This is a genomic window from Streptomyces sp. NPDC053426, from assembly GCF_055585405.1.
In genome coordinates this window covers 136,247-155,259 of sequence record NZ_JBVJKE010000008.1, presented here as the reverse complement: position 1 = coordinate 155,259, position 19,013 = coordinate 136,247, and the positions used below count along the sequence as shown (strand labels likewise).

General features: G+C 72.1%; 20 protein-coding genes. 6 read left to right on the top strand and 14 right to left on the bottom strand.

The window, feature by feature from the left end; genetic code table 11:
- The first annotated feature begins 188 nt into the window (after positions 1-188).
- Positions 189-860 carry a potassium channel family protein gene (locus ACZ62B_RS18325; RefSeq protein ID WP_073930703.1) on the top strand — a complete coding sequence of 224 codons (672 nt, stop codon included), beginning with the start codon at positions 189-191 and terminating at the stop codon, positions 858-860.
- Positions 860-1,528 carry a potassium channel family protein gene (locus ACZ62B_RS18320; protein WP_344556712.1) on the top strand — a complete coding sequence of 223 codons (669 nt, stop codon included), beginning with the start codon at positions 860-862 and terminating at the stop codon, positions 1,526-1,528. Before ACZ62B_RS18325 ends, ACZ62B_RS18320 begins: the two co-directional genes overlap by 1 nt.
- A gap of 47 nt (positions 1,529-1,575) precedes the next feature.
- On the opposite strand, the gene ACZ62B_RS18315 is transcribed toward ACZ62B_RS18320, so the two are convergent.
- From ACZ62B_RS18315 to ACZ62B_RS18280, 8 genes are all read right to left on the bottom strand, one after another.
- The gene (locus ACZ62B_RS18315; RefSeq protein WP_344556710.1) at positions 1,576-2,340 is read right to left on the bottom strand and encodes a DUF3159 domain-containing protein; all 765 of its coding nucleotides are present in this window, start codon (positions 2,338-2,340) and stop codon (positions 1,576-1,578) included.
- A gap of 3 nt (positions 2,341-2,343) precedes the next feature.
- On the bottom strand, positions 2,344-2,742 hold the full coding sequence (locus ACZ62B_RS18310) for an OB-fold nucleic acid binding domain-containing protein (protein ID WP_073930701.1): 399 nt from the start codon (positions 2,740-2,742) through the stop codon (positions 2,344-2,346).
- 90 nt (positions 2,743-2,832) lie between these two features.
- Positions 2,833-3,513: a response regulator gene (locus ACZ62B_RS18305; protein ID WP_344556707.1), complete on the bottom strand. Its 681-nt coding sequence runs from the start codon at positions 3,511-3,513 to the stop codon at positions 2,833-2,835.
- Complete coding sequence (locus ACZ62B_RS18300; protein WP_469691086.1) at positions 3,510-6,053, bottom strand: sensor histidine kinase; 2,544 nt, start codon at positions 6,051-6,053, stop codon at positions 3,510-3,512. The genes ACZ62B_RS18305 and ACZ62B_RS18300 overlap by 4 nt, the downstream gene beginning before the upstream one ends.
- A 54-nt stretch (positions 6,054-6,107) precedes the next feature.
- On the bottom strand, positions 6,108-6,800 hold the full coding sequence (locus tag ACZ62B_RS18295; protein ID WP_344556704.1) for an ABC transporter ATP-binding protein: 693 nt from the start codon (positions 6,798-6,800) through the stop codon (positions 6,108-6,110).
- Positions 6,801-7,354: 554 nt separating this feature from the next.
- Positions 7,355-8,110 (bottom strand): DUF3710 domain-containing protein, encoded by a 756-nt coding sequence (locus ACZ62B_RS18290; protein ID WP_344556697.1) that lies wholly within the window; start codon positions 8,108-8,110, stop codon positions 7,355-7,357.
- Position 8,111: 1 nt separating this feature from the next.
- Positions 8,112-8,657, bottom strand: a complete 546-nt coding sequence (dut, locus tag ACZ62B_RS18285) for a dUTP diphosphatase (protein WP_344556695.1) — start codon at positions 8,655-8,657, stop codon at positions 8,112-8,114.
- Positions 8,654-9,238 (bottom strand): PaaI family thioesterase, encoded by a 585-nt coding sequence (locus tag ACZ62B_RS18280; RefSeq protein ID WP_344556693.1) that lies wholly within the window; start codon positions 9,236-9,238, stop codon positions 8,654-8,656. Before ACZ62B_RS18280 ends, dut begins: the two co-directional genes overlap by 4 nt.
- A 58-nt stretch (positions 9,239-9,296) precedes the next feature.
- Between ACZ62B_RS18280 and ACZ62B_RS18275 the strand changes: the two genes are divergently transcribed.
- Positions 9,297-9,755: a DUF3093 domain-containing protein gene (locus ACZ62B_RS18275; protein ID WP_344556682.1), complete on the top strand. Its 459-nt coding sequence runs from the start codon at positions 9,297-9,299 to the stop codon at positions 9,753-9,755.
- Positions 9,756-10,057: 302 nt separating this feature from the next.
- Here ACZ62B_RS18275 and ACZ62B_RS18270 read toward each other — a convergent pair whose 3' ends face one another.
- The 4 genes from ACZ62B_RS18270 to ACZ62B_RS18255 all read right to left on the bottom strand — a co-directional run bounded on the left by ACZ62B_RS18270 (position 10,058) and on the right by ACZ62B_RS18255 (position 13,611).
- The gene (locus tag ACZ62B_RS18270; protein ID WP_344556680.1) at positions 10,058-11,002 is read right to left on the bottom strand and encodes a hypothetical protein; all 945 of its coding nucleotides are present in this window, start codon (positions 11,000-11,002) and stop codon (positions 10,058-10,060) included.
- A gap of 13 nt (positions 11,003-11,015) precedes the next feature.
- Positions 11,016-11,312, bottom strand: a complete 297-nt coding sequence (locus tag ACZ62B_RS18265; RefSeq protein WP_003993510.1) for a DUF4193 domain-containing protein — start codon at positions 11,310-11,312, stop codon at positions 11,016-11,018.
- A gap of 394 nt (positions 11,313-11,706) precedes the next feature.
- Entirely contained in the window at positions 11,707-12,951 is a 1,245-nt protein-coding gene (locus ACZ62B_RS18260; protein WP_344556678.1) for a sensor histidine kinase, read from the bottom strand.
- Between the two features lie 6 nt (positions 12,952-12,957).
- Positions 12,958-13,611, bottom strand: coding sequence for a response regulator transcription factor (locus ACZ62B_RS18255; RefSeq protein WP_003993508.1), 654 nt, complete (start codon positions 13,609-13,611; stop codon positions 12,958-12,960).
- Positions 13,612-14,057: 446 nt separating this feature from the next.
- Here ACZ62B_RS18255 and ACZ62B_RS18250 point away from each other — a divergent pair, with 446 nt between their 5' ends.
- Positions 14,058-14,231, top strand: coding sequence for a hypothetical protein (locus ACZ62B_RS18250; RefSeq protein WP_344556676.1), 174 nt, complete (start codon positions 14,058-14,060; stop codon positions 14,229-14,231).
- Positions 14,232-14,337: 106 nt separating this feature from the next.
- Here the strand turns inward: ACZ62B_RS18250 and ACZ62B_RS18245 are convergent, their stop codons facing one another.
- On the bottom strand, positions 14,338-15,153 hold the full coding sequence (locus tag ACZ62B_RS18245) for an inositol monophosphatase family protein (protein ID WP_073930690.1): 816 nt from the start codon (positions 15,151-15,153) through the stop codon (positions 14,338-14,340).
- A gap of 8 nt (positions 15,154-15,161) precedes the next feature.
- Positions 15,162-16,289 carry a ferrochelatase gene (locus ACZ62B_RS18240; RefSeq protein WP_344556670.1) on the bottom strand — a complete coding sequence of 376 codons (1,128 nt, stop codon included), beginning with the start codon at positions 16,287-16,289 and terminating at the stop codon, positions 15,162-15,164.
- Between the two features lie 149 nt (positions 16,290-16,438).
- Between ACZ62B_RS18240 and ACZ62B_RS18235 the strand changes: the two genes are divergently transcribed.
- Both ACZ62B_RS18235 and ACZ62B_RS18230 read left to right on the top strand, forming a co-directional pair.
- Positions 16,439-17,680 carry an MFS transporter gene (locus tag ACZ62B_RS18235; RefSeq protein WP_344556668.1) on the top strand — a complete coding sequence of 414 codons (1,242 nt, stop codon included), beginning with the start codon at positions 16,439-16,441 and terminating at the stop codon, positions 17,678-17,680.
- Positions 17,640-18,959: a D-arabinono-1,4-lactone oxidase gene (locus tag ACZ62B_RS18230; RefSeq protein WP_468721688.1), complete on the top strand. Its 1,320-nt coding sequence runs from the start codon at positions 17,640-17,642 to the stop codon at positions 18,957-18,959. The genes ACZ62B_RS18235 and ACZ62B_RS18230 overlap by 41 nt, the downstream gene beginning before the upstream one ends.
- The last annotated feature ends 54 nt before the right edge of the window (positions 18,960-19,013 follow it).

Below are 19,013 nucleotides of genomic sequence, written 5' to 3'. Positions count from 1 at the left end.
GGTGCGGATACGTCGGACCCGGCACGCGACGACCGGGCCCCGGAGGGCGTCGGGACCGCGATCCCCCGGCATGATGTTGCCTGGCGGCCCGCACTCAGGCCGCGATGTTTGCCTGGCGAGCCGAAAGAGAGACATGAGCACGAAGGTCATGAAGGTCGAACGGCCTGCAGGAAGCGCGGTGTGACGCGATGCATATTGTCATCATGGGCTGCGGAAGGGTGGGTTCCGCCCTGGCCCAGACCCTGGAGGAACAGGGGCACACGGTCGCCGTGATCGACCAGGACCCCACCGCCTTCCGCCGTCTGGGCTCCGGGTTCGGGGGCCGGAGGGTCACCGGGGTCGGCTTCGACCAGGACACCCTGCGCGAGGCGGGTATCGAGGAGGCGGGCGCCTTCGCCGCCGTCTCCAGCGGCGACAACTCCAACATCATCGCCGCGCGGGTGGCCCGCGAGATGTTCGGCATCGAGAACGTCGCCGCCCGCATCTACGACCCCCGCCGCGCGGAGGTCTACCAGCGCCTGGGCATCCCCACGGTGGCGACCGTGCGCTGGACGGCCGACCAGATGCTGCGCCGGCTGCTCCCCTCGGGCGCCGAGCCGCTGTGGCGCGACCCCACCGGCGGGGTCCAGCTCGCCGAGGTGCACACCTCCACGGCCTGGGTGGGGCACAGGATCAGCAGGCTGCAGGACGAGACCGGCGTGCGCGTGGCCTTCCTGACCCGGCTCGGCGAGGCGATCCTGCCCAGCTCGCAGACGGTGCTGCAGGAGGGGGACCTGGTGCATGTGATGATGCGCACCGATGAGATCGACCGGGTCGAGGCGGCGTTCGCCAAGGGTCCCGAACAGGAGGGCGGTCACTGATGAGGGTCGCCATTGCCGGAGCCGGCGCCGTCGGCCGCTCGATCGCGGGCGAGCTGCTGGAGAACGGCCACGAGGTCCTGCTGATCGACAAGGCGCCGACCGCCATCTCGGTGGAGCGCGTGCCGCAGGCGGAGTGGCTGCTCGCCGACGCCTGCGAGATCACCTCCCTGGACGAGGCGGCGCTCCAGCGCTGCAACGTCGTCATCGCCGCGACCGGCGACGACAAGGTCAACCTGGTCGTCTCGCTGCTCGCCAAGACCGAGTACGGCGTCCCGCGCGTCGTCGCCCGGGTGAACAACCCGAAGAACGAGTGGCTGTTCAACGAGTCCTGGGGCGTGGACGTCGCGGTCTCCACCCCACGCCTGATGTCGGCCCTGGTGGAGGAGGCGGTGAGCGTCGGCGACCTGGTCCGGCTGCTGCGCTTCAGCCACGGCGACGCCAACCTGGTCGAGCTGACCCTGCCGGAGGAGTCGGCGCTGGCCGGCACGCAGGTCGGGGACGTGGAGTGGCCGCAGGACACCTCGCTGGTCACCATCATCCGCGGCACCCGCGTCCTGACGCCGACCGGGGAGGACTCTCTGGAGGCCGGCGACGAACTCCTCTTCGTGGCCGCCCAGGCGCGCGAGGAGCAGTTGGAGGACCTGCTCTCGGTCCGCAAGGAGTCGTAGAAGAGGGGGCGCCCGGAAAATTCCGGGCGCCCCCTCTTCCGTACGGACTAGGACTCGCGGCGGTGACGGCCGGCCGTCGTGGTCTCGCCGTTCTCCTGCGCGGCGGCGGCCTTGCGTTCCTCCTCCGCGCGTTCCTCCGCCTCCATCTCGGCGAAGACGTCGATCGGCGGCGGGGCCTTCGCCAGGAAGACCCACGTCAGGTACACGGCCAGCAGGAACGGCGGAATCTTCAGCGCGATCAGGACCCAGCCCAACTGGGTCGTGTCCGCCCACCAGTACAGCGGGAACAGGATCGCGCTCTTGCCGAGCAGGATCAGCCCCCACGCCCAGCTCGCCTTGGTGTACGCCTTCTTACGGCCGGGGTTGCGGGTGCGCCAGGAGAGGTTCTCCTTGAAGACGGGGCCCAGCATCAGACCGATCAGCGGGACGCCCGCCATCGCCGTGACGATGTACGCCAGGGCAAGACCCAGCGTGTACAGCATGCCCGGCAGGTAGAAGTCCTTGGCGTTGCCGGTCATCATCGCGAAGACCACACCGAAGGCCACGCCGAAGACGCCGCTGAAGGCGTGCTTGGCGGTGTCCTTCATCGCCAGCCGGACCACGACCATCACCAGCGACACGGCGAGCGCCGCGATCGCCGACATGTGCAGGTCCTTGTTGACCGTGTAGATGCTGACGAAGAGCAGCCCGGGGAGCACCGTCTCGACCATGCCCCGCACCCCGCCGAACGCCTCGAAGAGGGCGGCTTCGGTCACCGCCCGGGCGTCGTCCGCGGATGTGTCTTCGGTTGTCGGCTTGTCGAGTGACGTCACCGGCTACTCCCGTCCGAGGGGTCTCAGTTCGTATTTCGGATTGAACAGCACCCGGCGGCCCCGGCTCATCGAGATCCGGCCCGATGCGATCAGCTTGCGCCCCGGCTCTATCCCCACGATGGAGCGCCTGCCGAGCCACACCACGTCGAGCGCGGCGGAGCCGTCGAACAGCTCGGCCTCCAGGGCCGGAACCCCCGCGCGCGGCCGCAGCGTGACCGTGCGCAAGGTACCAGTAACCGTGACGATCTGCCGGTCGCGGCAGTCGCCTATCCGCGTACAGCCGGCCGTCTCGGCGTCCTCACGCAGCTCCTCGGACTCCAGGTCCTCCTGAGACGAGGAGAGCCGGTCGAGCATGCGCCGGAACCGGCCTGCCGGCTTCTCGGATCGAGGAACAGCACTCATATCTGAAGCGTACCGGGGTGCCCTGACGGTTACGTACCCCCTGCCGCCCCGCTCCGAACGGGCCCCTCCGCGCGGGGACGCCCCCGGCCTTCACTTCTCGAAGCGGTACCCCATGCCCGGCTCCGTGATCAGGTGCTTCGGGTGTGACGGATCCGCCTCCAGCTTCCGCCGCAGCTGCGCCATGTACACGCGCAGGTAGTTCGTCTCCGTGCCGTACGACGGCCCCCACACCTCCTTCAGCAACTGCTTCTGCGCCACCAGCCGGCCGCCGGCCCGCACCAGCACCTCCAGCAGATGCCATTCGGTGGGGGTCAGCCGTACGTCCTTGCCGTCGCGGTTGACCTTCTTCGCGGCCAGGTCGACGGTGAACCCGGTGGTCTCCACCACCACGTCCCCCCCGTCGCCGGCGGGCTCCGCGCGGCGTACGGCGGCCCGCAGCCGGGCCAGCAGTTCGTCCATGCCGAAGGGCTTGGTGACGTAGTCGTCGGCGCCGGCGTCCAGCGCCTGGACCTTCTCGCCGGAGGCGTGCCGGGCGGACAGCACCAGGACCGGCACCCGGCTCCAGCTCCGCAGTTCCCTGAGCACGTCGACGCCGTCCATGTCGGGCAGGCCGAGGTCGAGGACGACGACGTCGGGATGGCGGGCCGCGGCCGTACGGAGGGCGCCGGCGCCGTCGTGGGCGGAGTCGACCTCGTACGAGCGTGCTCTGAGGTTGATCACGAGGGCGCGCACGATGGCCGGGTCGTCGTCGACCACCAGGACACGGGTCATGAGGGCTGCCTTTCGGGTTCCACGGTTTCCTCCGCGACTGCGTGTGCTCCCGCGGCGCGCAGGATGAGCGCCATGGTGAGGCCGCCGCCGGGGGTGTCCTCGGCGTTCAGAGTGCCGCCCATGGCCTCGGCGAAGCCCCGGGCGACGGCCAGGCCGAGACCGACCCCGGCCCCGCGCGGGGCGTCGCCGTGCCGCTGGAAGGGTTCGAAGATGTGGTCCTTGGCCTCGTCGGGGACGCCGGGGCCGCGGTCCACCACCCGCACCTCGACCCGGTCGGCGAGAGCGCTGGCGGCGACCAGGACGGGCACGCCGGAAGGACTGTACTTGACGGCGTTCTCGATCACGTTGGCCAGCGCCCGCTCCAGCAGTCCCGGGTCCACGGCGACCATGGGCAGGGCCTCGGGGACGTCTAGGGCGACGCTGCCCTCGGGCACCCCGCCGAGCGCCATCGGCACCACCTCGTCCAGGTCGATCTCACGGATCAGGGGGGTGACGGTGCCGGTGTGCAGCCGGGACATGTCCAGCAGGTTGCCCACCAGGTGGTCCAGGCGGTCGGCGCCGTCCTCGATGCCCTCCAGCAGCTCGGCCCGGTCCTCGGGGGACCACTCGACGTCCTCGGAGCGCAGCGAGGAGACGGCGGCCTTGATCCCGGCCAGCGGGGTGCGCAGGTCGTGGCTGACGGCGGCCAGCAGGGCGGTGCGGATGCGGTTGCCCTCGGCGAGGGCGTGGGCCCGGCCGGCCTGCTCGCGCAGCCGGCGGCGGTCCAGGACGACGGCGGCCTGCGCGGCGAAGGCGGCCAGCACCCTGCGGTCCTCGGCGGGCGGTACCCGGCCGGTCAGCGCCAGCGCCATGTGGTCGCCGACCGGCACCTCCACGTCCGCGTCCTCGGGCCGCTCGACCGGGCCTCCGCGCCCCGCCCGGCCGGCGCAGGTCCACGGCTCGACGTCGCCCGCGCGTTCGAGGAGGGCGGCGGACTCCATGCCGAAGGTCTCCCGGACCCGCTCCAGCAGGTCCTCCAGGCCGGTCTCGCCGCGCAGCACGTTGCCGGCGAGGAAGGACAGGATCTCCGACTCGGCGCGCAGCCGGGCCGCCTGGTGGGTGCGCCGGGCCGCGAGGTCGACCACGGACGCCACCGCCGCGCCGACCGCGACGAATATCACGATGGCGACGATGTTCTTCGGGTCGGCGACGGTCCAGGTGTGCAGGGGCGGGGTGTAGAAGTAGTTCAGCAGCAGCGAGCCGACCGCCGCGGAGGCCAGGGCCGGCCAGAGCCCGCCGAGCAGGGCCGCCGCCACCGTCAGGGCCAGGAACAGCAGCATGTCGTTGGCGAGTCCCAGGTCGACCGCGCTGAGCAGCAGCGCCACCACCGCCGGTCCCGCCACACCGACCGCCCAGCCCCAGACCAGCCGGGAGCGCCCGAGCCGCGCGCCGCGGGCGCCGGGCAGTCCGCGGCCCTTGGCGACCTCCTCGTGGGTGACGATGTGCACGTCCAGGTCGGGTCCCGAGTCCCGGGCGACGGTCGCGCCGACGCCGGGTCCGAGGACGTACTGCCAGGCCGGGCGGCGCGAGGAGCCGAGCACGATCTGGGTGGCGTTGGCCCCGCGGGCGAAGGCGAGCAGGGCGGCCGGGATGTCGTCGCCGACGACGTGGTGGAAGGTGCCGCCGAGGTCCTCCACCAGGGTGCGCTGCTCGACCAGCTCCCCGGGTGAGGCCGCGGTGAGCCCGTCGCTGCGGGAGATGTAGACGGCGAGCAGCTCGCCGCCGGCGCCCTTCTCCGCCAGCCGCGCGGCCCGCCGGAGCAGGGTGCGGCCCTCGGGACCGCCGGTCAGGCCGACGACGATCCGCTCGCGGGAGCCCCATATCGCCGAGACCTCGTGCTCGCTGCGGTAGCGCTGGAGGTGGGCGTCGACCCGGTCGGCCACCCACAGCAGCGCCAGCTCCCTCAGCGCGGTGAGGTTACCGGGGCGGAAGTAGTTGGACAGGGCGGCGTCGACCTTGTCCGGCTGGTAGATGTTGCCGTGCGCCATGCGGCGGCGCAGCGCCTCGGGCGTCATGTCGACCAGCTCGATCTGGTCCGCCCGCCGCACCACCTCGTCCGGCACGGTCTCCCGCTCCCGTACGCCGGTGATCGACTCCACGACGTCGCCCAGCGACTCCAGGTGCTGGATGTTGACCGTGGCCAGGACGTCGATCCCGGCCGCGAGCAGCTCCTCCACGTCCTGCCAGCGCTTGGCGTTGCGCGAGCCGGGGACGTTGGTGTGGGCGAGTTCGTCGACGAGGGCCACCCGGGGGCGGCGGGCGAGGACGGCGTCGAGGTCCATCTCCGTCAGGACGGCCCCGCGGTGCTCGACGTCCCGGCGCGGGATCCGCTCCAGTCCGCGCAGCAGCGCCTCGGTGCGGGGCCTGCCGTGCGGTTCGGCGAAGGCCACCACGCAGTCGGTGCCGCGTCCGGCACGGCGGTGCGCCTCGGAGAGCATCGCGTACGTCTTGCCGACGCCCGGTGCCGCGCCGAGGTGGATCCGGAGGTTGCCGCGTCCCATGGACTCATTGTCTTCCCCCGTGACGCCCGGCCGGGCTCGGGGTCCCGGCGGGGGTCAGTGCTCGGTGATCTCGCCGTCGCTCAGCTCCAGGACGCGGTCGGCGAGGTCGAGGAGGGTGGTGTCGTGGGTGGCGACGAGCACGGTGACGTGCTCGCTGCGGACGACCGCGCGCAGCAGCTCCATCACGGCGTGCCCGGTCTCCGCGTCGAGCTGGCCGGTCGGCTCGTCGGCGATGAGGAGGGCGGGACTGTTGGCGAGGGCGCGGGCGATGGCGACCCGCTGCTGCTGGCCGCCGGAGAGTTCGCCGGGCCGCTGGGCGGCGTGGTCGGCGAGGCCGACCAGGGACAGCAGCAGTGCGACGCGCTCCTCGCGCTCGCGCGGGTCGGCGCGGCGCAGCCGCAGCGGGACGCCGACGTTCTCGGCGGCGGTGAGGATGGGGATGAGGCCGAAGGACTGGAAGACGAAGCCGACGCGGTCCCGGCGCAGGGCGAGCAGCCCGTTCTCGTCGAGGCCGGCGAGGTCGCGTCCGTCGACGTGGACCCGCCCCCGGTCGGGGGTGTCGAGGCCGCCGACGATGTTCAGGAGCGTGGTCTTGCCGGATCCGGAGCGGCCCTTGAGGGCGACCAGTTCGCCGCGCGGGACGTCGAAGGAGACACCGCGCAGCGCGTGGACGGCGGCGGCTCCGGCGCCGTACGACTTGTGCACGTCCTCGACGCGCACCATGGTCTCGGTGACCACCTGACCCATCCCGACCGCCCTCCCCCGTGGACCGGGCGCCAGTATCCCCGGCCGACACCCGTGCGATCAACGGTCAGACCGACTCGTCCCCCCACACGCACAAGCACACAACCACCGCGAGTACCGCCACAACCACGAACAGCCGCCGCTACCGCAACCGCGGACAGCCGCCGCAACCGCGGGCAGTCGTGCCTCCCCCAGTGCCTCAAGGGCCTGGGAGGTACCCCCAGGGCGATGGGGGTCCCCCCGCTCGAGCGAAGCCGAGAGTGGGGGAGGGTGGGCGGTGGGGGTACCTCCCGCTCATGGGGGTCCCTCCCGCTCGAGCGAAGCCGAGAGTGGGGGAGGAGCCGAGAGTGGGGGAGGCACCCCGCAAGCGCCGGGCAGCGCGACCCACCCCCGGCCGGCATCAACGCCCGGCGCCCCGGTCCGCCCCGCACCGCGCACCGCGCACCGGCTCACGCACCGCGCACCGGCTCGCGCGCACGAAGAAAAGGGCCCCGCACCGGCTCACGCACACGAAAAGGGCCGCACCCCGCCAGGGATGCGGCCCTCCACCCGGCCGACTAGCGGACCTCGGTGATCTCCGGTCCGCGCTGGAGCTGGCCCATGCCGCCGGCGAAGCGGGAGCCGCCCTCCTCCTGCTGCACGTTCTCCGGGACCATCTGCGCGTCGTTCGGCAGCTTCAGGACGATCGGGTCGCGCGGGGCCATCGGGCCCTCACCGCGCACCACGACCGTGTCCCGGAAGATCTGCTCGAGGAGCCCGGCGGCCCCCGGCTGCACCGCGCCCTGGCCCGAGATCACCCCGCGCAGGAACCAGCGGGGGCCGTCCACGCCGACGAACCGCACGACCTGGAAGCCGCTGGTGCCGTCCGGCAGCTGCACCGGCACCTGGGCCCGCAGCTCCCAGCCCAGCGGGCCCTCGACCTCGTCGATGATGCCGCCCTGCTGGGTGATGCCGGACGCGATCTCCTCGCGCACCTCGCCCCAGATGCCCTCGCGCTTGGGCGCGGCGAAGCCCTGGAGCTGGATGGCGCTGTCCCGCAGCACGACGGTGGCCGCGACGATCGCGTCGCCCGCGACCTCCACCCGCAGCTCCATGCCGTCGACGCCGGGCACGAACAGGCCGCCCAGGTCGACCCGGCCCTCGCCGGGCTCACTGACCTCGCTGCTGTCCCAGGGACCGTCGGGCCTCGGCGCCGGCTCGAGCCTCAGCCGCTCGGCCTCCTCGCCCGCCTCAGCGTCGACACCGTCGACGACCTGCTCGGCCTCGCCGGCCGCACCGTCGGCGGCATCCTTCTTCTTGCGACGTCCGAACACGTCACTGTCCTTCCCGGTCGGATACGACCGAAGCGTATCGATTCCCACCCGCTGTACCGCCTTCGGCGGCCTGAACGCTTGTGCCGCTCTTACCTTCCACCGCGGCATGGCCGCCGGTGGACCCGAAGCCCCCCTCGGCCCTGGCCGAGGGGGGAAGCTCCGCGACCGACACGAAGCGGACCCTCTCGACCTGCTGGACGACCAGTTGGGCAATCCGGTCGAAGCGCTCGAACCGCACGGTCTCGCGCGGATCGAGATTCACCACGATCACCTTGATCTCCCCACGGTACCCGGCATCAACCGTCCCCGGGGCATTCACCAGGGCGACGCCGCAGCGGGCGGCGAGTCCGGATCGCGGGTGCACGAAGGCCGCGTACCCCTCGGGCAGCGCCACAGACACCCCCGTGGGCAGAACGGCCCGCTCACCGGGAGCCAGTTCGCGGGCCTCGGTGGTCCGCAGATCGGCTCCCGCGTCCCCCGGGTGCTCGTACGCCGGAAGCGGTACGTCCGGATCGACGCGCCGGATCAGCACCTCGAGCGCGCTCACGGGTTCACCTCGAAGGCGCGGGCACGGCGGACCGTGTCGGGGTCGCTCATGGCGGCCTGGATCTCCTCCTGGCGGCCGTGGTCGACGAAGTGGTCGACCTTGACCTCGATGAACAGGGCGTCGGCGCGGACCGCGACCGGCCCGTCGGGGCCGCCGACGCGTCCGGTGGCGGTGCAGTAGATCTTCCGGCCGGCCACCGCCGTCACCTCGGCCTGGAGGTGCAGCACGGTGCCGACCGGCACGGGCCGGACGAAGTCGGTCTCCAGCCTGCCGGTCACCGCGATCGTGCGCAGCAGCCAGTTGAGCGAGCCGAGCGCCTCGTCCAGGGCGGTGGCGAGGACCCCGCCGTGCGCGAGTCCCGGGGCGCCCTGGTGGGCGGGCCGCACGGTGAACTCGGCGGTGATCGACACGCCTTCGCCGGCGCGGGCCGCCAGGTGCAGCCCGTGGGGCTGTTCGCCGCCACAGCCGAAACACTGGCCGTAGTGGGCGCCGAGGAGCTCGCCGGGTGCGGGGGCCTCGGGGTGGCGCACCGGTTTCGCGGCGTCGGCCGGGGGCTGAAGAGCTGCGGAAGTACCACTCACAGGCGCAGACCTTACCCGCGCGTGAGTCCCGGTCCGACACCGTGCCAAGCTTGGATTCATGCAGCTCTCCGCCTCCCCGTACGAAGAACGCCTCACCGCCCCCCGCTCCTGGTGGCTGATCTCCTTCCTGGTGGGGGTCTCCTTGGCGCTGATCCTGCTGCCGTTCGGCACGCTGCCGATGCTCGGCGGTCTGGCCGGCGGCACCGCCGCCGCGGCGGTCGCGGCGAGTTCGTACGGCTCGGTGCGCATCCGGGTCGTGGGCGGCCACCTGATCGCGGGCGAGGCGAAGATCCCGGTGTCGGCGCTGGGCGAGGCGGAGGTCCTGGACGCCGAGGAGGCCCGCGCCTGGCGCTCCTACAAGGCCGACCCGCGCTGCTTCATGCTCCTGCGGGCGTACATCCCCGGCGCGCTGCGCGTGGACATCACCGACCCGGCGGACCCGACCCCCTACGTCTTCCTGTCGACCCGCGAGCCCCAGCGGCTGGCACAGGCGCTGAGGGCGGCGAAGGACGCGTAGCGCCGGTCCGGCGGGGCACGGCGGGGACGACCGGGGGCTGCACCACTGCCGCGTGGTCCCCCGCACCCCTGGGCAAGCCGGCCTCTGGCCCGCGTTCGCACGGGGCGCCGGGCTGACACGGCCCGTCCGGCGTTTGAGGACGAGGCCCGTTCAGGGCCGAAGGGGGGTCTGGGGGCGCAGCCCCCAGGGACGGGACGGGAAGGGGCGGCGGGGGCGACCGGACGTCTGGTCCCTCGCCCCGGGAAGGGCCCGTGCAGGGACCGAGGGCGTGGCTGCGGCCGTCACGGCCCGGGAGGCGGCCTTCAGGGAGCCTGGCGCCCGTCGCTCTTGTCCGGATGGCCGCCGAGTTCCTTGAGGACGTCCTCGGGAAGGGCGTCCTCGGGACGCTCCAGGGCGGGGAGGGCCGGCAGCGCGTCCCAGGGCACCTGGATCTTGCGCAGGTCGCCCCGGATGCGCGCGGCGAGCTTTCTGGTGTCCCTGCGGTTCATGACGGCGCCCACGGCGGCCCCCACCAGGAACGGCATCAGGTTCGGCAGGTTGCGGACCGTGCGCTTCATGATCCGCTGGCGCAGTTCGCGCTTCATGTGGCTGTTCAGCGCCGCGCTCACGGTCGAGGGCTTGGTGGCCTCGACGCCGCGCTCCTCCGACCAGGAGTTGAGGTACACGGTGCTGCGCTGGGCGAGGGTGCCGGCCGGCCGTACGCCGTAGACCTCGTGGAGTTCGGCGATCAGCTTCAGCTCGATCGCGGCGACGCCGGTGATCTCGGCGGCCAGCTCCGTCGGCATCGCCGGCGGCACGGGCATCATGGCCGCCGCGCCGACTCCGGCCCCGACCGTCGCCGTGGCCTTCGCGGCGCCCGCCACGAGCTTGTCCGCGAGCTCCTCGGGGCCGAGGCCGGGGAACTGCCGGCGCAGCGTCCCGAGGTCGCGTACGGGCACACGCGGGGCGATCTCGATGATCCGGTCCGCGAGATGCGCCAGTCCCGCGCGGGCGCGGGCACCGCCCTTGCGGGCGCCTTCCAGGGCCTTCTCGCGGATCACGGCGGCCCGCCGGTGCGCCACGGGCGCGGTGACCTCCAGGGGGGCCGGGAGGTCACCCCGGCGGGCTGCCGCTTCGAGCGAGGCCGCCCCGGTACCGGTTGAGCCCCGCTCTTGGTCACGCGTGTCGTGCTCCGGGCCCTCCTGGGGCCCTTGGTCCGCTCCCCTCGTGAAGAAGCGGCGCTTCCGCGGAGGGGTCGAGCCAGTCACGGCCGACCCCGCCTCAGTCGCAGTCGCGGCAGATCGGCTGGCCGTTCTTCTCGCGGGCCAGCTGGCTGCGGTGGTGGACCAGGAAGCAGCTCATGCAGGTGAACTCGTCCTGCTGCTTGGGCAGGACCCGGACGGCCAGCTCCTCGTTCGAGAGGTCCGCTCCGGGCAGTTCCAGGCCCTCGGCGGCCTCGAACTCGTCGACGTCCACGGCCGAGGCCGACTTGTCGTTCCGCCGGGCCTTCAGCTCTTCCAGGCTGTCCGAGTCGACGTCGTCGTCGGTCTTGCGTGGAGTGTCGTAGTCGGTTGCCATTTGTCGCTCTCCCCCTCTGGGTGTATGCGGTGTCTCCAGCGCACGTAACGCGTGAGAGGCCGGACTTGTGCCCGACCTGAGGCGGAGATTTTGCCTCACATCAAGGTCTGTTACTCAATCGACACCCAACCGAACTCCTCATGAGTGATCGGCTTGGATGGCGATGGGGACCGTACACGGTCCGGATGCCGCACTCCAAAGGCGCCTCACCGTGTACTTCCCGTGATCAAGCCCCTTGAAAACCGGGACTTTCCCGACTTTCCCAGGGATGCATGATCACGGAGAGTGGGCGACCGGGGAATCGCTCCTGTGATCGATCACACACGGGGATACAGGAGAGGCGCCCCGAAAATTCCGCCCAAAGCGAACACCCCGTTGTGTCGGCGGCATCATCTCAGATCGGCAGGGTGACACGCATCACGAGCCCGCCCCCTTCGCGCGGCTGTGCGTAAATGTGGCCGCCGTGCGCCCGGGCGACCGACCGCACGATGGACAGACCGAGTCCGACGCCCTTGTCGCTGCCCGTGCGCTCGGTGCGCAGCCGCCGGAACGGCTCGAAGAGGTTGTCGATCTCGTACGCCGGTACCACCGGGCCCGTGTTCGACACCACCAGGACCGCCTGGCCGTGCTCCACGTCGGTGGTGACCTCGACCCAGCCCTCCTCGGGCACGTTGTACCGCACGGCGTTCTGCACCAGGTTCAGCGCGATCCGCTCCAGCAGCACGCCGTTGCCCTGGACGACCGCCGGCCGGCGTGCGCCGCGGATCTCCACGCCCTTGGCCTCCGCCTCGCCGTGCACCTGGTCGATCGCCTGGGTGGCGACCTCCGCGAGGTCCACGGGCTTGCGCTCGACGATCTGGTTGTCGCTGCGGGCGAGCAGCAGCAGGCCCTCCACGAGCTGCTCGCTGCGCTCGTTGGTGGACAGCAGCGTCCTGCCGAGCTGCTGGAGCTCCACCGGCGCTCCGGGATCGGAGAGGTGCACCTCCAGGAGCGTGCGGTTGATCGCCAGCGGGGTGCGCAGCTCGTGCGAGGCGTTGCCCACGAAGCGCTGCTGGGCGGTGAACGCCCGCTGGAGCCGCTCCAGCATGTCGTCGAAGGTGTCGGCCAGCTCCTTCAGCTCGTCGTCCGGGCCGTCCAGCTCGATCCGGCGGGACAGGTCCGAACCGGCCACCGCGCGGGCGGTGCGGGTGATCCGGCCCAGCGGCGACAGGACCCGGCCGGCCATGGCGTAGCCGAAGGCGAAGGCGATGATCGCGAGACCGAGCAGGGCCCCCAGGGAGCGGCTGAGCAGGTCGTCCAGCGCGTGCTGCCGCTGGATGGTGTTGCACCGCTTGAGCATGTCGTTGAGCTGGCCGTTGGTGGTCGCGCCGTTCAGCTGCGGACAGGTCTCGCTGGTGATGTCGATGTTGCTGCCGGTCACCTGGAAGGACTGGCCGCTGCCGCCGTCATTGAGCGCCTGGGCGGCCAGCAGGTAGATGATCGACAGCAGCAGGATCCCGGCGATCAGGAACATGCCGCCGTACAGCAGCGTGAGGCGTATGCGGATGGTGGGACGCAGCCACGGGAAGGGCGGGTCGCCCTTCCTCGGGTCCCAGGTGGGCTTGGGGGGCGCCGTGGGGGGCGCGGGTGTGGCGGCCATCGGTCATCAGATCCGGTATCCGGAGCCGGGCACGGTCACGATGACCGGCGGCTCCCCCAGCTTGCGGCGCAGGGTCATCACGGTCACCCGCACCACGTTGGTGAACGGGTCCGTGTTCTCGTCCCAGGCCTTCTCCAGGAGCTGCTCCGCGGAGACGACAGCGCCCTCGCTGCGCATGAGCACCTCCAGGACGGCGAACTCCTTCGGCGCGAGCTGCACCTCCTTGCCGTCGCGGAAGACCTCGCGGCGGTTGGGGTCGAGCTTGATCCCGGCACGCTCCAGGACGGGCGGCAGCGGCACGCTCGTACGCCGCCCCAGGGCGCGCACGCGGGCGATGAGCTCGCTGAACGCGAAGGGCTTGGGCAGATAGTCGTCGGCGCCGATCTCCAGGCCCTCGACACGGTCGCTGACGTCGCCGGAGGCCGTGAGCATCAGCACGCGCGTGGGCATGCCGAGCTCGACGATCTTGCGGCAGACGTCGTCGCCGTGCACGAGCGGGAGGTCGCGGTCGAGGACGACCACGTCGTAGTCGTTGACGCCGATGCGCTCCAGGGCGGCCGCACCGTCGTACACGACGTCGACGGCCATGGCCTCCCGGCGCAGTCCGGTGGCCACCGCATCGGCGAGCAGCTGCTCGTCCTCGACGACGAGTACGCGCACGTCGCTTGTCCTTCCTCATGTCCCGCCCTTGGTCGGACAGCGCCGCAGGGCGCACTCGGGCAGGGGTACGGGTGGGTGTGTTGCCTCCATCCTGCCCTTTTCGGCCGTAAGTCGGCTGTAAGGCAGGGGAACGGGCGGTGGCGGACGGGTGCGGGACAGGGGAACGTCCGGACGAACGGGGCGGGAATACGAGAATTTCTCGCGCGGTTAGGTTTCCCCGGAAGGGAGCTTGGGGAGGACGGGTTTTACATCCCGCGATCACGCTCTGCACGTACCGCGCCACCATGCGGTACGTAACAGTCCGCTTCCGCAGAGCGGGCGTGGATGTCCGGCACCGTCGCCGCCCGGCCGAGCGGCGCTGGGCATCCGCTTCGGACGTGATCGTCCCTTCCGAACGGCACACCCCCGTGCCACCGACCCACCGACCCAGGACGAGGGGGCGCAGCATGGACGCATTCACCGCAGGACTTCTGCAGCGCATAAAGGCGACCGAGTCCGACCTGTCGCGGGCCCGCGACGACGGCGACGACTTCCTCGTCGACGTGGAACAGGGCGAACTCGACGACCTGCGCCGCCTCGCCGCCGAACACGGCGTGGAGGTCGGCGCGCACAGCGTCTGATCGGCTCGCACCGAAACGGGCCCCGGCGAATCCAGCGCCGGGGCCCGTTCGTGTCCGTCCCCGCCCACACCGGCTGAGGCGCCCCGTGGGCGAACGAACCGTCCAGTCAGTCGTGCCAGGCCCCCAGGTCCTCCAGGATGTGCTGGAGCGGCTCGAAGACGCCCGGGGTGGCCGCGACCGTGAGGTCCCAGGACGGGCGGTCTCCGGGCCGGCCGCCGGTCAGGGCGCCCGCCTCGCGGGCGATCAGGTCACCGGCCGCCAGGTCCCAGGGGTGCAGCCCGCGCTCGTAGTAGCCGTCGAGGCGCCCCGCGGCGAGGTCGCACAGGTCGATCGCGGCCGAGCCGCCGCGCCGGATGTCCCGAAGCCGGGGGATCAGCCGCTGTGCCACGTCGGCCTGGTGGGTGCGGACCTCGGTGACGTAGTTGAAGCCGGTCGACACCAGGGCCTGGTCCAGGGGCGGCGAGGGACGGCAGGTCAGCCGCCGCTCGCCCTCCCAGGCGCCGGTGGCCCAGGCTCCGCCGCCGCGTACCGCGTGGTACGCCTCACCGCGCATGGGGGCCGCGACCGCCCCGGCCACGGTCTCGCCGTCCTGCTCGGCGGCGATGGAGACGGCCCAGGTGGGCAGGCCGTACAGATAGTTGACCGTGCCGTCGAGCGGGTCGATCACCCAGCGGATGCCGCTGCTGCCCTCGGTGGAGGCGCCCTCCTCGCCGAGGAAGCCGTCCTCCGGGCGGCGCTCGGCGATCAGCGTGGTGATCAGCTTCTCGGCCGCGATGTCCATCTCGGTGACGACGTCGATCGGGCTGGACTTGGTCGCGGCGACCGCGAGGTCGGCCGGACGGCCGTCCCGCAGCAGCTCGCCCGCGCGGCGGGCGGCCTCCCGGGCGAGCTCCAGCAGTTCCGCGTGCAGGGGGTCGGTCACGGCGCTCCTCATGCGTAGGGGCTGTCGGCGCCCGCGGCGGCGGGGCGCGGGGCACGGGCCGGGCAGCAGCCCACCGGGCAGAGGTCGTGGCTCGCGCCGAGCGCGCCCAGGGCGCACGGCGTGACGTCCTGCCCGCGTTCGGCGACCGCGCGCTCCACGATCAGCTCGCGGACCGCGGCGGCGAACCGCGGGTCGGCGCCGACGGTCGCCGAGCGGCGCACCGGCAGGCCCAGCTCCCCCGCCTTGGCGGTGGCCTCGGTGTCGAGGTCGTAGATGACCTCCATGTGGTCGGAGACGAAGCCGATGGGGGCCATGACCACGGCCGGGACCCCGGCCGCGTGCCGCTCCTCGAGGTGGTCGCAGATGTCGGGCTCCAGCCAGGGGATGTGCGGGGCTCCGGAGCGGGACTGGTAGACGAGCTGCCAGGGGCGGTCGACGCCGGTGCGCTCGCGGACGGCGTCGGCGATCACCTGGGCCACGTCCAGGTGCTGCCGGACGTACGCGCCGCCGTCGCCGTGCTCCTCGACGGGGCCGGAGGTGTCGGCGGCGGAGGTGGGGATCGAGTGGGTGCAGAAAGCGATGTGCGCGCCGTCCCGGACGTCCTCGGGGAGGTCGGCGAGGGACCGCACCACCCCGTCGACCATGGGCTCGATGAAGCCGGGGTGGTTGAAGTAGTGCCGCAGCTTGTCGATCTTCGGCAGCTCCAGCCCCTCCTGCTCCAGGGTCGCGAGGGCGTCGGCGAGGTTCTCGCGGTACTGGCGGCAGCCCGAGTACGAGGCGTAGGCGCTGGTGGCCAGGACGAGGATCCGGCGGCGTCCGTCGCGGACCATCTCGCGCAGGGTGTCGGTGAGGTAGGGCGCCCAGTTGCGGTTGCCCCAGTAGACCGGCAGGTCCAGGCCGTGGTCGGCGAAGTCCCCCCGCAGCGCGTCCAGCAGGGCGCGGTTCTGGTCGTTGATGGGGCTGACCCCGCCGAAGAGGAAGTAGTGCTGCCCGACCTCCTTGAGGCGTTCCTTGGGGATGCCGCGCCCGCGCGTCACGTTCTCCAGGAACGGGACCACGTCGTCCGGGCCTTCGGGACCACCGAAAGAGAGCAGGAGCAGGGCGTCATAGGGGCTGGCATCGAGCACGTCAGGCATGTCTCGATCCTGCCACCCGGCACCGACAGCCGGGACGGGGCGGGGGGTGTCACCGGCCACGACGCGGAATTCCGGTGTGTATGAGGGTGACCTGACCCGTAAGCTGTATCGACTGCGGTCGCACCTTACCGAGCCCCTCCGGAGATCCCGTGCCCAGCCCCTATCGCGCCCTGTTCGCCGCCCCCGGCAGCAAGGCCTTCTCCGCCGCGGGGTTCCTCGGCCGGATGCCGCTGTCCATGATGGGCATCGGCGTGGTGACGATGGTCTCCCAGCTCACCGGCCGGTACGGACTGGCCGGCGCGCTGTCGGCGACCATCGCGCTGGCCGCCGCCGTGGCGGGCCCGCAGGTCTCGCGCCTGGTGGACCAGTACGGGCAGCGGCGGGTGCTGCGCCCCGCGACGCTGGTCTCGCTCACCGCGGCGGCCGTGCTGCTGTTCGCCGCGCACTACGGCTGGCCGGAGTGGGTGCTGTTCGCCGCGTGCGTCGGCATCGGCTGCGTGCCGAGCGTCGGCTCGATGATCCGGGCCCGCTGGGCCGCCCTGTACCGGGGCACCCCGAAGCTGCACACCGCGTACTCGTTCGAGTCCGTGGTGGACGAGATGTGCTTCGTCTTCGGGCCGATCATCTCCATCGGACTGTCCACGGCCTGGTTCCCGGAGGCCGGCCCGCTGCTCGCGGCCTGCTTCCTGGCGGCCGGCGTCTTCTGGCTGACCGCGCAGCGCGCCACCGAGCCCGAGCCGCACCCGCGCGAGCACGAGGACGGCGGCGGCACGGCGCTGCGCGCCCCGGGCCTCCAGGTCCTGGTGGCGACGTTCGTGGCGACGGGGGCGATCTTCGGTGCCGTGGACGTGGTCACCGTGGCCTTCGCCGAGGAGGAGGGGCACAAGGCCGCCGCGAGCGTGGTGCTCGCCGTGTACGCGCTGGGCTCCTGCGTGGCGGGCGCCGTGTTCGGGCTGCTGCACTTCGCGGGGGCGCCGGAACGTCGCTGGCTGCTGGGCGTCTGCGCCATGGCCGTGAGTATGATCCCACTCCTACTGGTCGGGAACCTGCCGTTTCTGGCCGTGGCGCTGTTCGTTGCGGGTCTGTCCATCGCTCCGACGATGATCACGACGATGTCCCTCATCGAAGAGCACGTACCACGCGCGCAGCTCACCGAGGGCATGACCTGGGTGAGCACCGGGCTCGCGGTCGGGGTCGCGCTCGGCTCCTCCGTGGCCGGCTGGGTGATCGACGCGGCCGGGGCGCGTGCCGGGTACGGGGTTCCGGCCGTGGCCGGGGCCGTCGCGGTCGCGGTCGGTTTCCTCGGGTACCGCCGGCTCAAGCGGCCGGCTCCGGGTCGGGGAGGCTCCGTTGGGCAGCACAGCGAGCACGGGGAACGGCACATGGCGTAACTGGGGCGGCAACGTCTCCGTCCGCCCCGCGCGGGAGACCTCGCCCGCCTCCGTCGAGGAGCTGGTCGCCGCCGTGCACCGGGCCGCCGAGGACGGCATGCCGGTGAAGGCGGTCGGCACCGGCCACTCGTTCACCTCCATAGCCGCCACCGACGGCCTGCTGATCCGCCCTCATCTGCTGACGGGCATACGTCACATCGACCGCGCGGCCGGCACGGTCACGGTGGAGGCCGGCACCCCGCTCAAGCGGCTGAACACGGCCCTCGCGCGGGAGGGCCTGTCGCTGACCAACATGGGCGACATCATGGAGCAGACGGTCTCCGGGGCCACCGGTACGGGCACCCACGGCACGGGCCGCGACTCCGCCTCCATCGCCGCCCAGATCCGGGGTCTCGAGCTGGTCACCGCCGACGGTTCGGTGCTCACCTGCTCCGAGAAGGAGAACCCGGACGTCTTCGCCGCCGCCCGGATCGGACTCGGCGCCCTCGGCATCGTCACCGCGATCACCTTCGCCGTGGAGCCGGTCTTCCTGCTCACGGCCCGCGAGGAACCGATGCCCTTCGACCGGGTCTGCGCCGAGTTCGACCAGTTGCACGCCGAGAACGAGCACTTCGAGTTCTACTGGTTCCCGCATACCGGCAACACCAACACCAAACGCAACAACCGCAGCGCGGGTCCGGAACGTCCGGTACCGCGGCTCAAGGGCTGGTTCGAGGACGAGTTCCTCTCCAACGGGGTCTTCCAGGCGGCCAACTGGGTCGGCCGCGCGGCGCCCGCGACCATTCCGGCCATCGCGCGGATCTCCAGCAGGGCGCTCTCCGCGCGGACCTACACCGACATCCCGTACAAGGTCTTCACCTCGCCTCGCCGGGTGCGCTTCGTGGAGATGGAGTACGCCGTTCCGCGCGCGGCCCTGGTGGAGACGCTGCGGGAACTGAAGGCGATGGTCGACCGCTCTCGGCTGCGGGTCAGCTTCCCCGTCGAGGTGCGCACCGCGCCGGCCGACGACATCACGCTGTCCACCGCGTCCGGCCGGGACAGCGCCTACATCGCCGTCCACATGTTCAAGGGCACCCCCTATCAGGGGTATTTCACCGCGGCCGAGCGCATCTTCACCGCCCACGAGGGGCGGCCCCACTGGGGGAAGATCCACACACGCGACGCCGATTACCTCTCACGGGTGTATCCGCGCTTCGAGGAATTCACGGCGCTGCGGGACCGGCTCGACCCGGAACGCCGGTTCCGGAACGACTACTTGCGGAGGGTCCTGGGGTCATAGAGGATTCGTTGCGCGGCGTGCCAATCCACGCACGTGGCCCAAATGGAGTACTCT

Excerpts from the sequence above, each read along its gene's own strand:
- ACZ62B_RS18310 (WP_073930701.1), bottom strand. The coding sequence starts at position 2,742 with ATGAGTGCTGTTCCTCGATCCGAGAAGCCGGCAGGCCGGTTCCGGCGC.
- ACZ62B_RS18250 (WP_344556676.1), top strand. The coding sequence starts at position 14,058 with ATGGACGCATTCACCGCAGGACTTCTGCAGCGCATAAAGGCGACCGAG.
- ACZ62B_RS18295 (WP_344556704.1), bottom strand. The coding sequence starts at position 6,800 with ATGGGTCAGGTGGTCACCGAGACCATGGTGCGCGTCGAGGACGTGCAC.
- ACZ62B_RS18265 (WP_003993510.1), bottom strand. The coding sequence starts at position 11,312 with ATGGCAACCGACTACGACACTCCACGCAAGACCGACGACGACGTCGAC.
- ACZ62B_RS18325 (WP_073930703.1), top strand. The coding sequence starts at position 189 with ATGCATATTGTCATCATGGGCTGCGGAAGGGTGGGTTCCGCCCTGGCC.
- ACZ62B_RS18275 (WP_344556682.1), top strand. The coding sequence starts at position 9,297 with ATGCAGCTCTCCGCCTCCCCGTACGAAGAACGCCTCACCGCCCCCCGC.
- ACZ62B_RS18240 (WP_344556670.1), bottom strand. The coding sequence starts at position 16,289 with ATGCCTGACGTGCTCGATGCCAGCCCCTATGACGCCCTGCTCCTGCTC.
- ACZ62B_RS18320 (WP_344556712.1), top strand. The coding sequence starts at position 860 with ATGAGGGTCGCCATTGCCGGAGCCGGCGCCGTCGGCCGCTCGATCGCG.
- ACZ62B_RS18305 (WP_344556707.1), bottom strand. The coding sequence starts at position 3,513 with ATGACCCGTGTCCTGGTGGTCGACGACGACCCGGCCATCGTGCGCGCC.
- ACZ62B_RS18260 (WP_344556678.1), bottom strand. The coding sequence starts at position 12,951 with ATGGCCGCCACACCCGCGCCCCCCACGGCGCCCCCCAAGCCCACCTGG.
- ACZ62B_RS18300 (WP_469691086.1), bottom strand. The coding sequence starts at position 6,053 with ATGGGACGCGGCAACCTCCGGATCCACCTCGGCGCGGCACCGGGCGTC.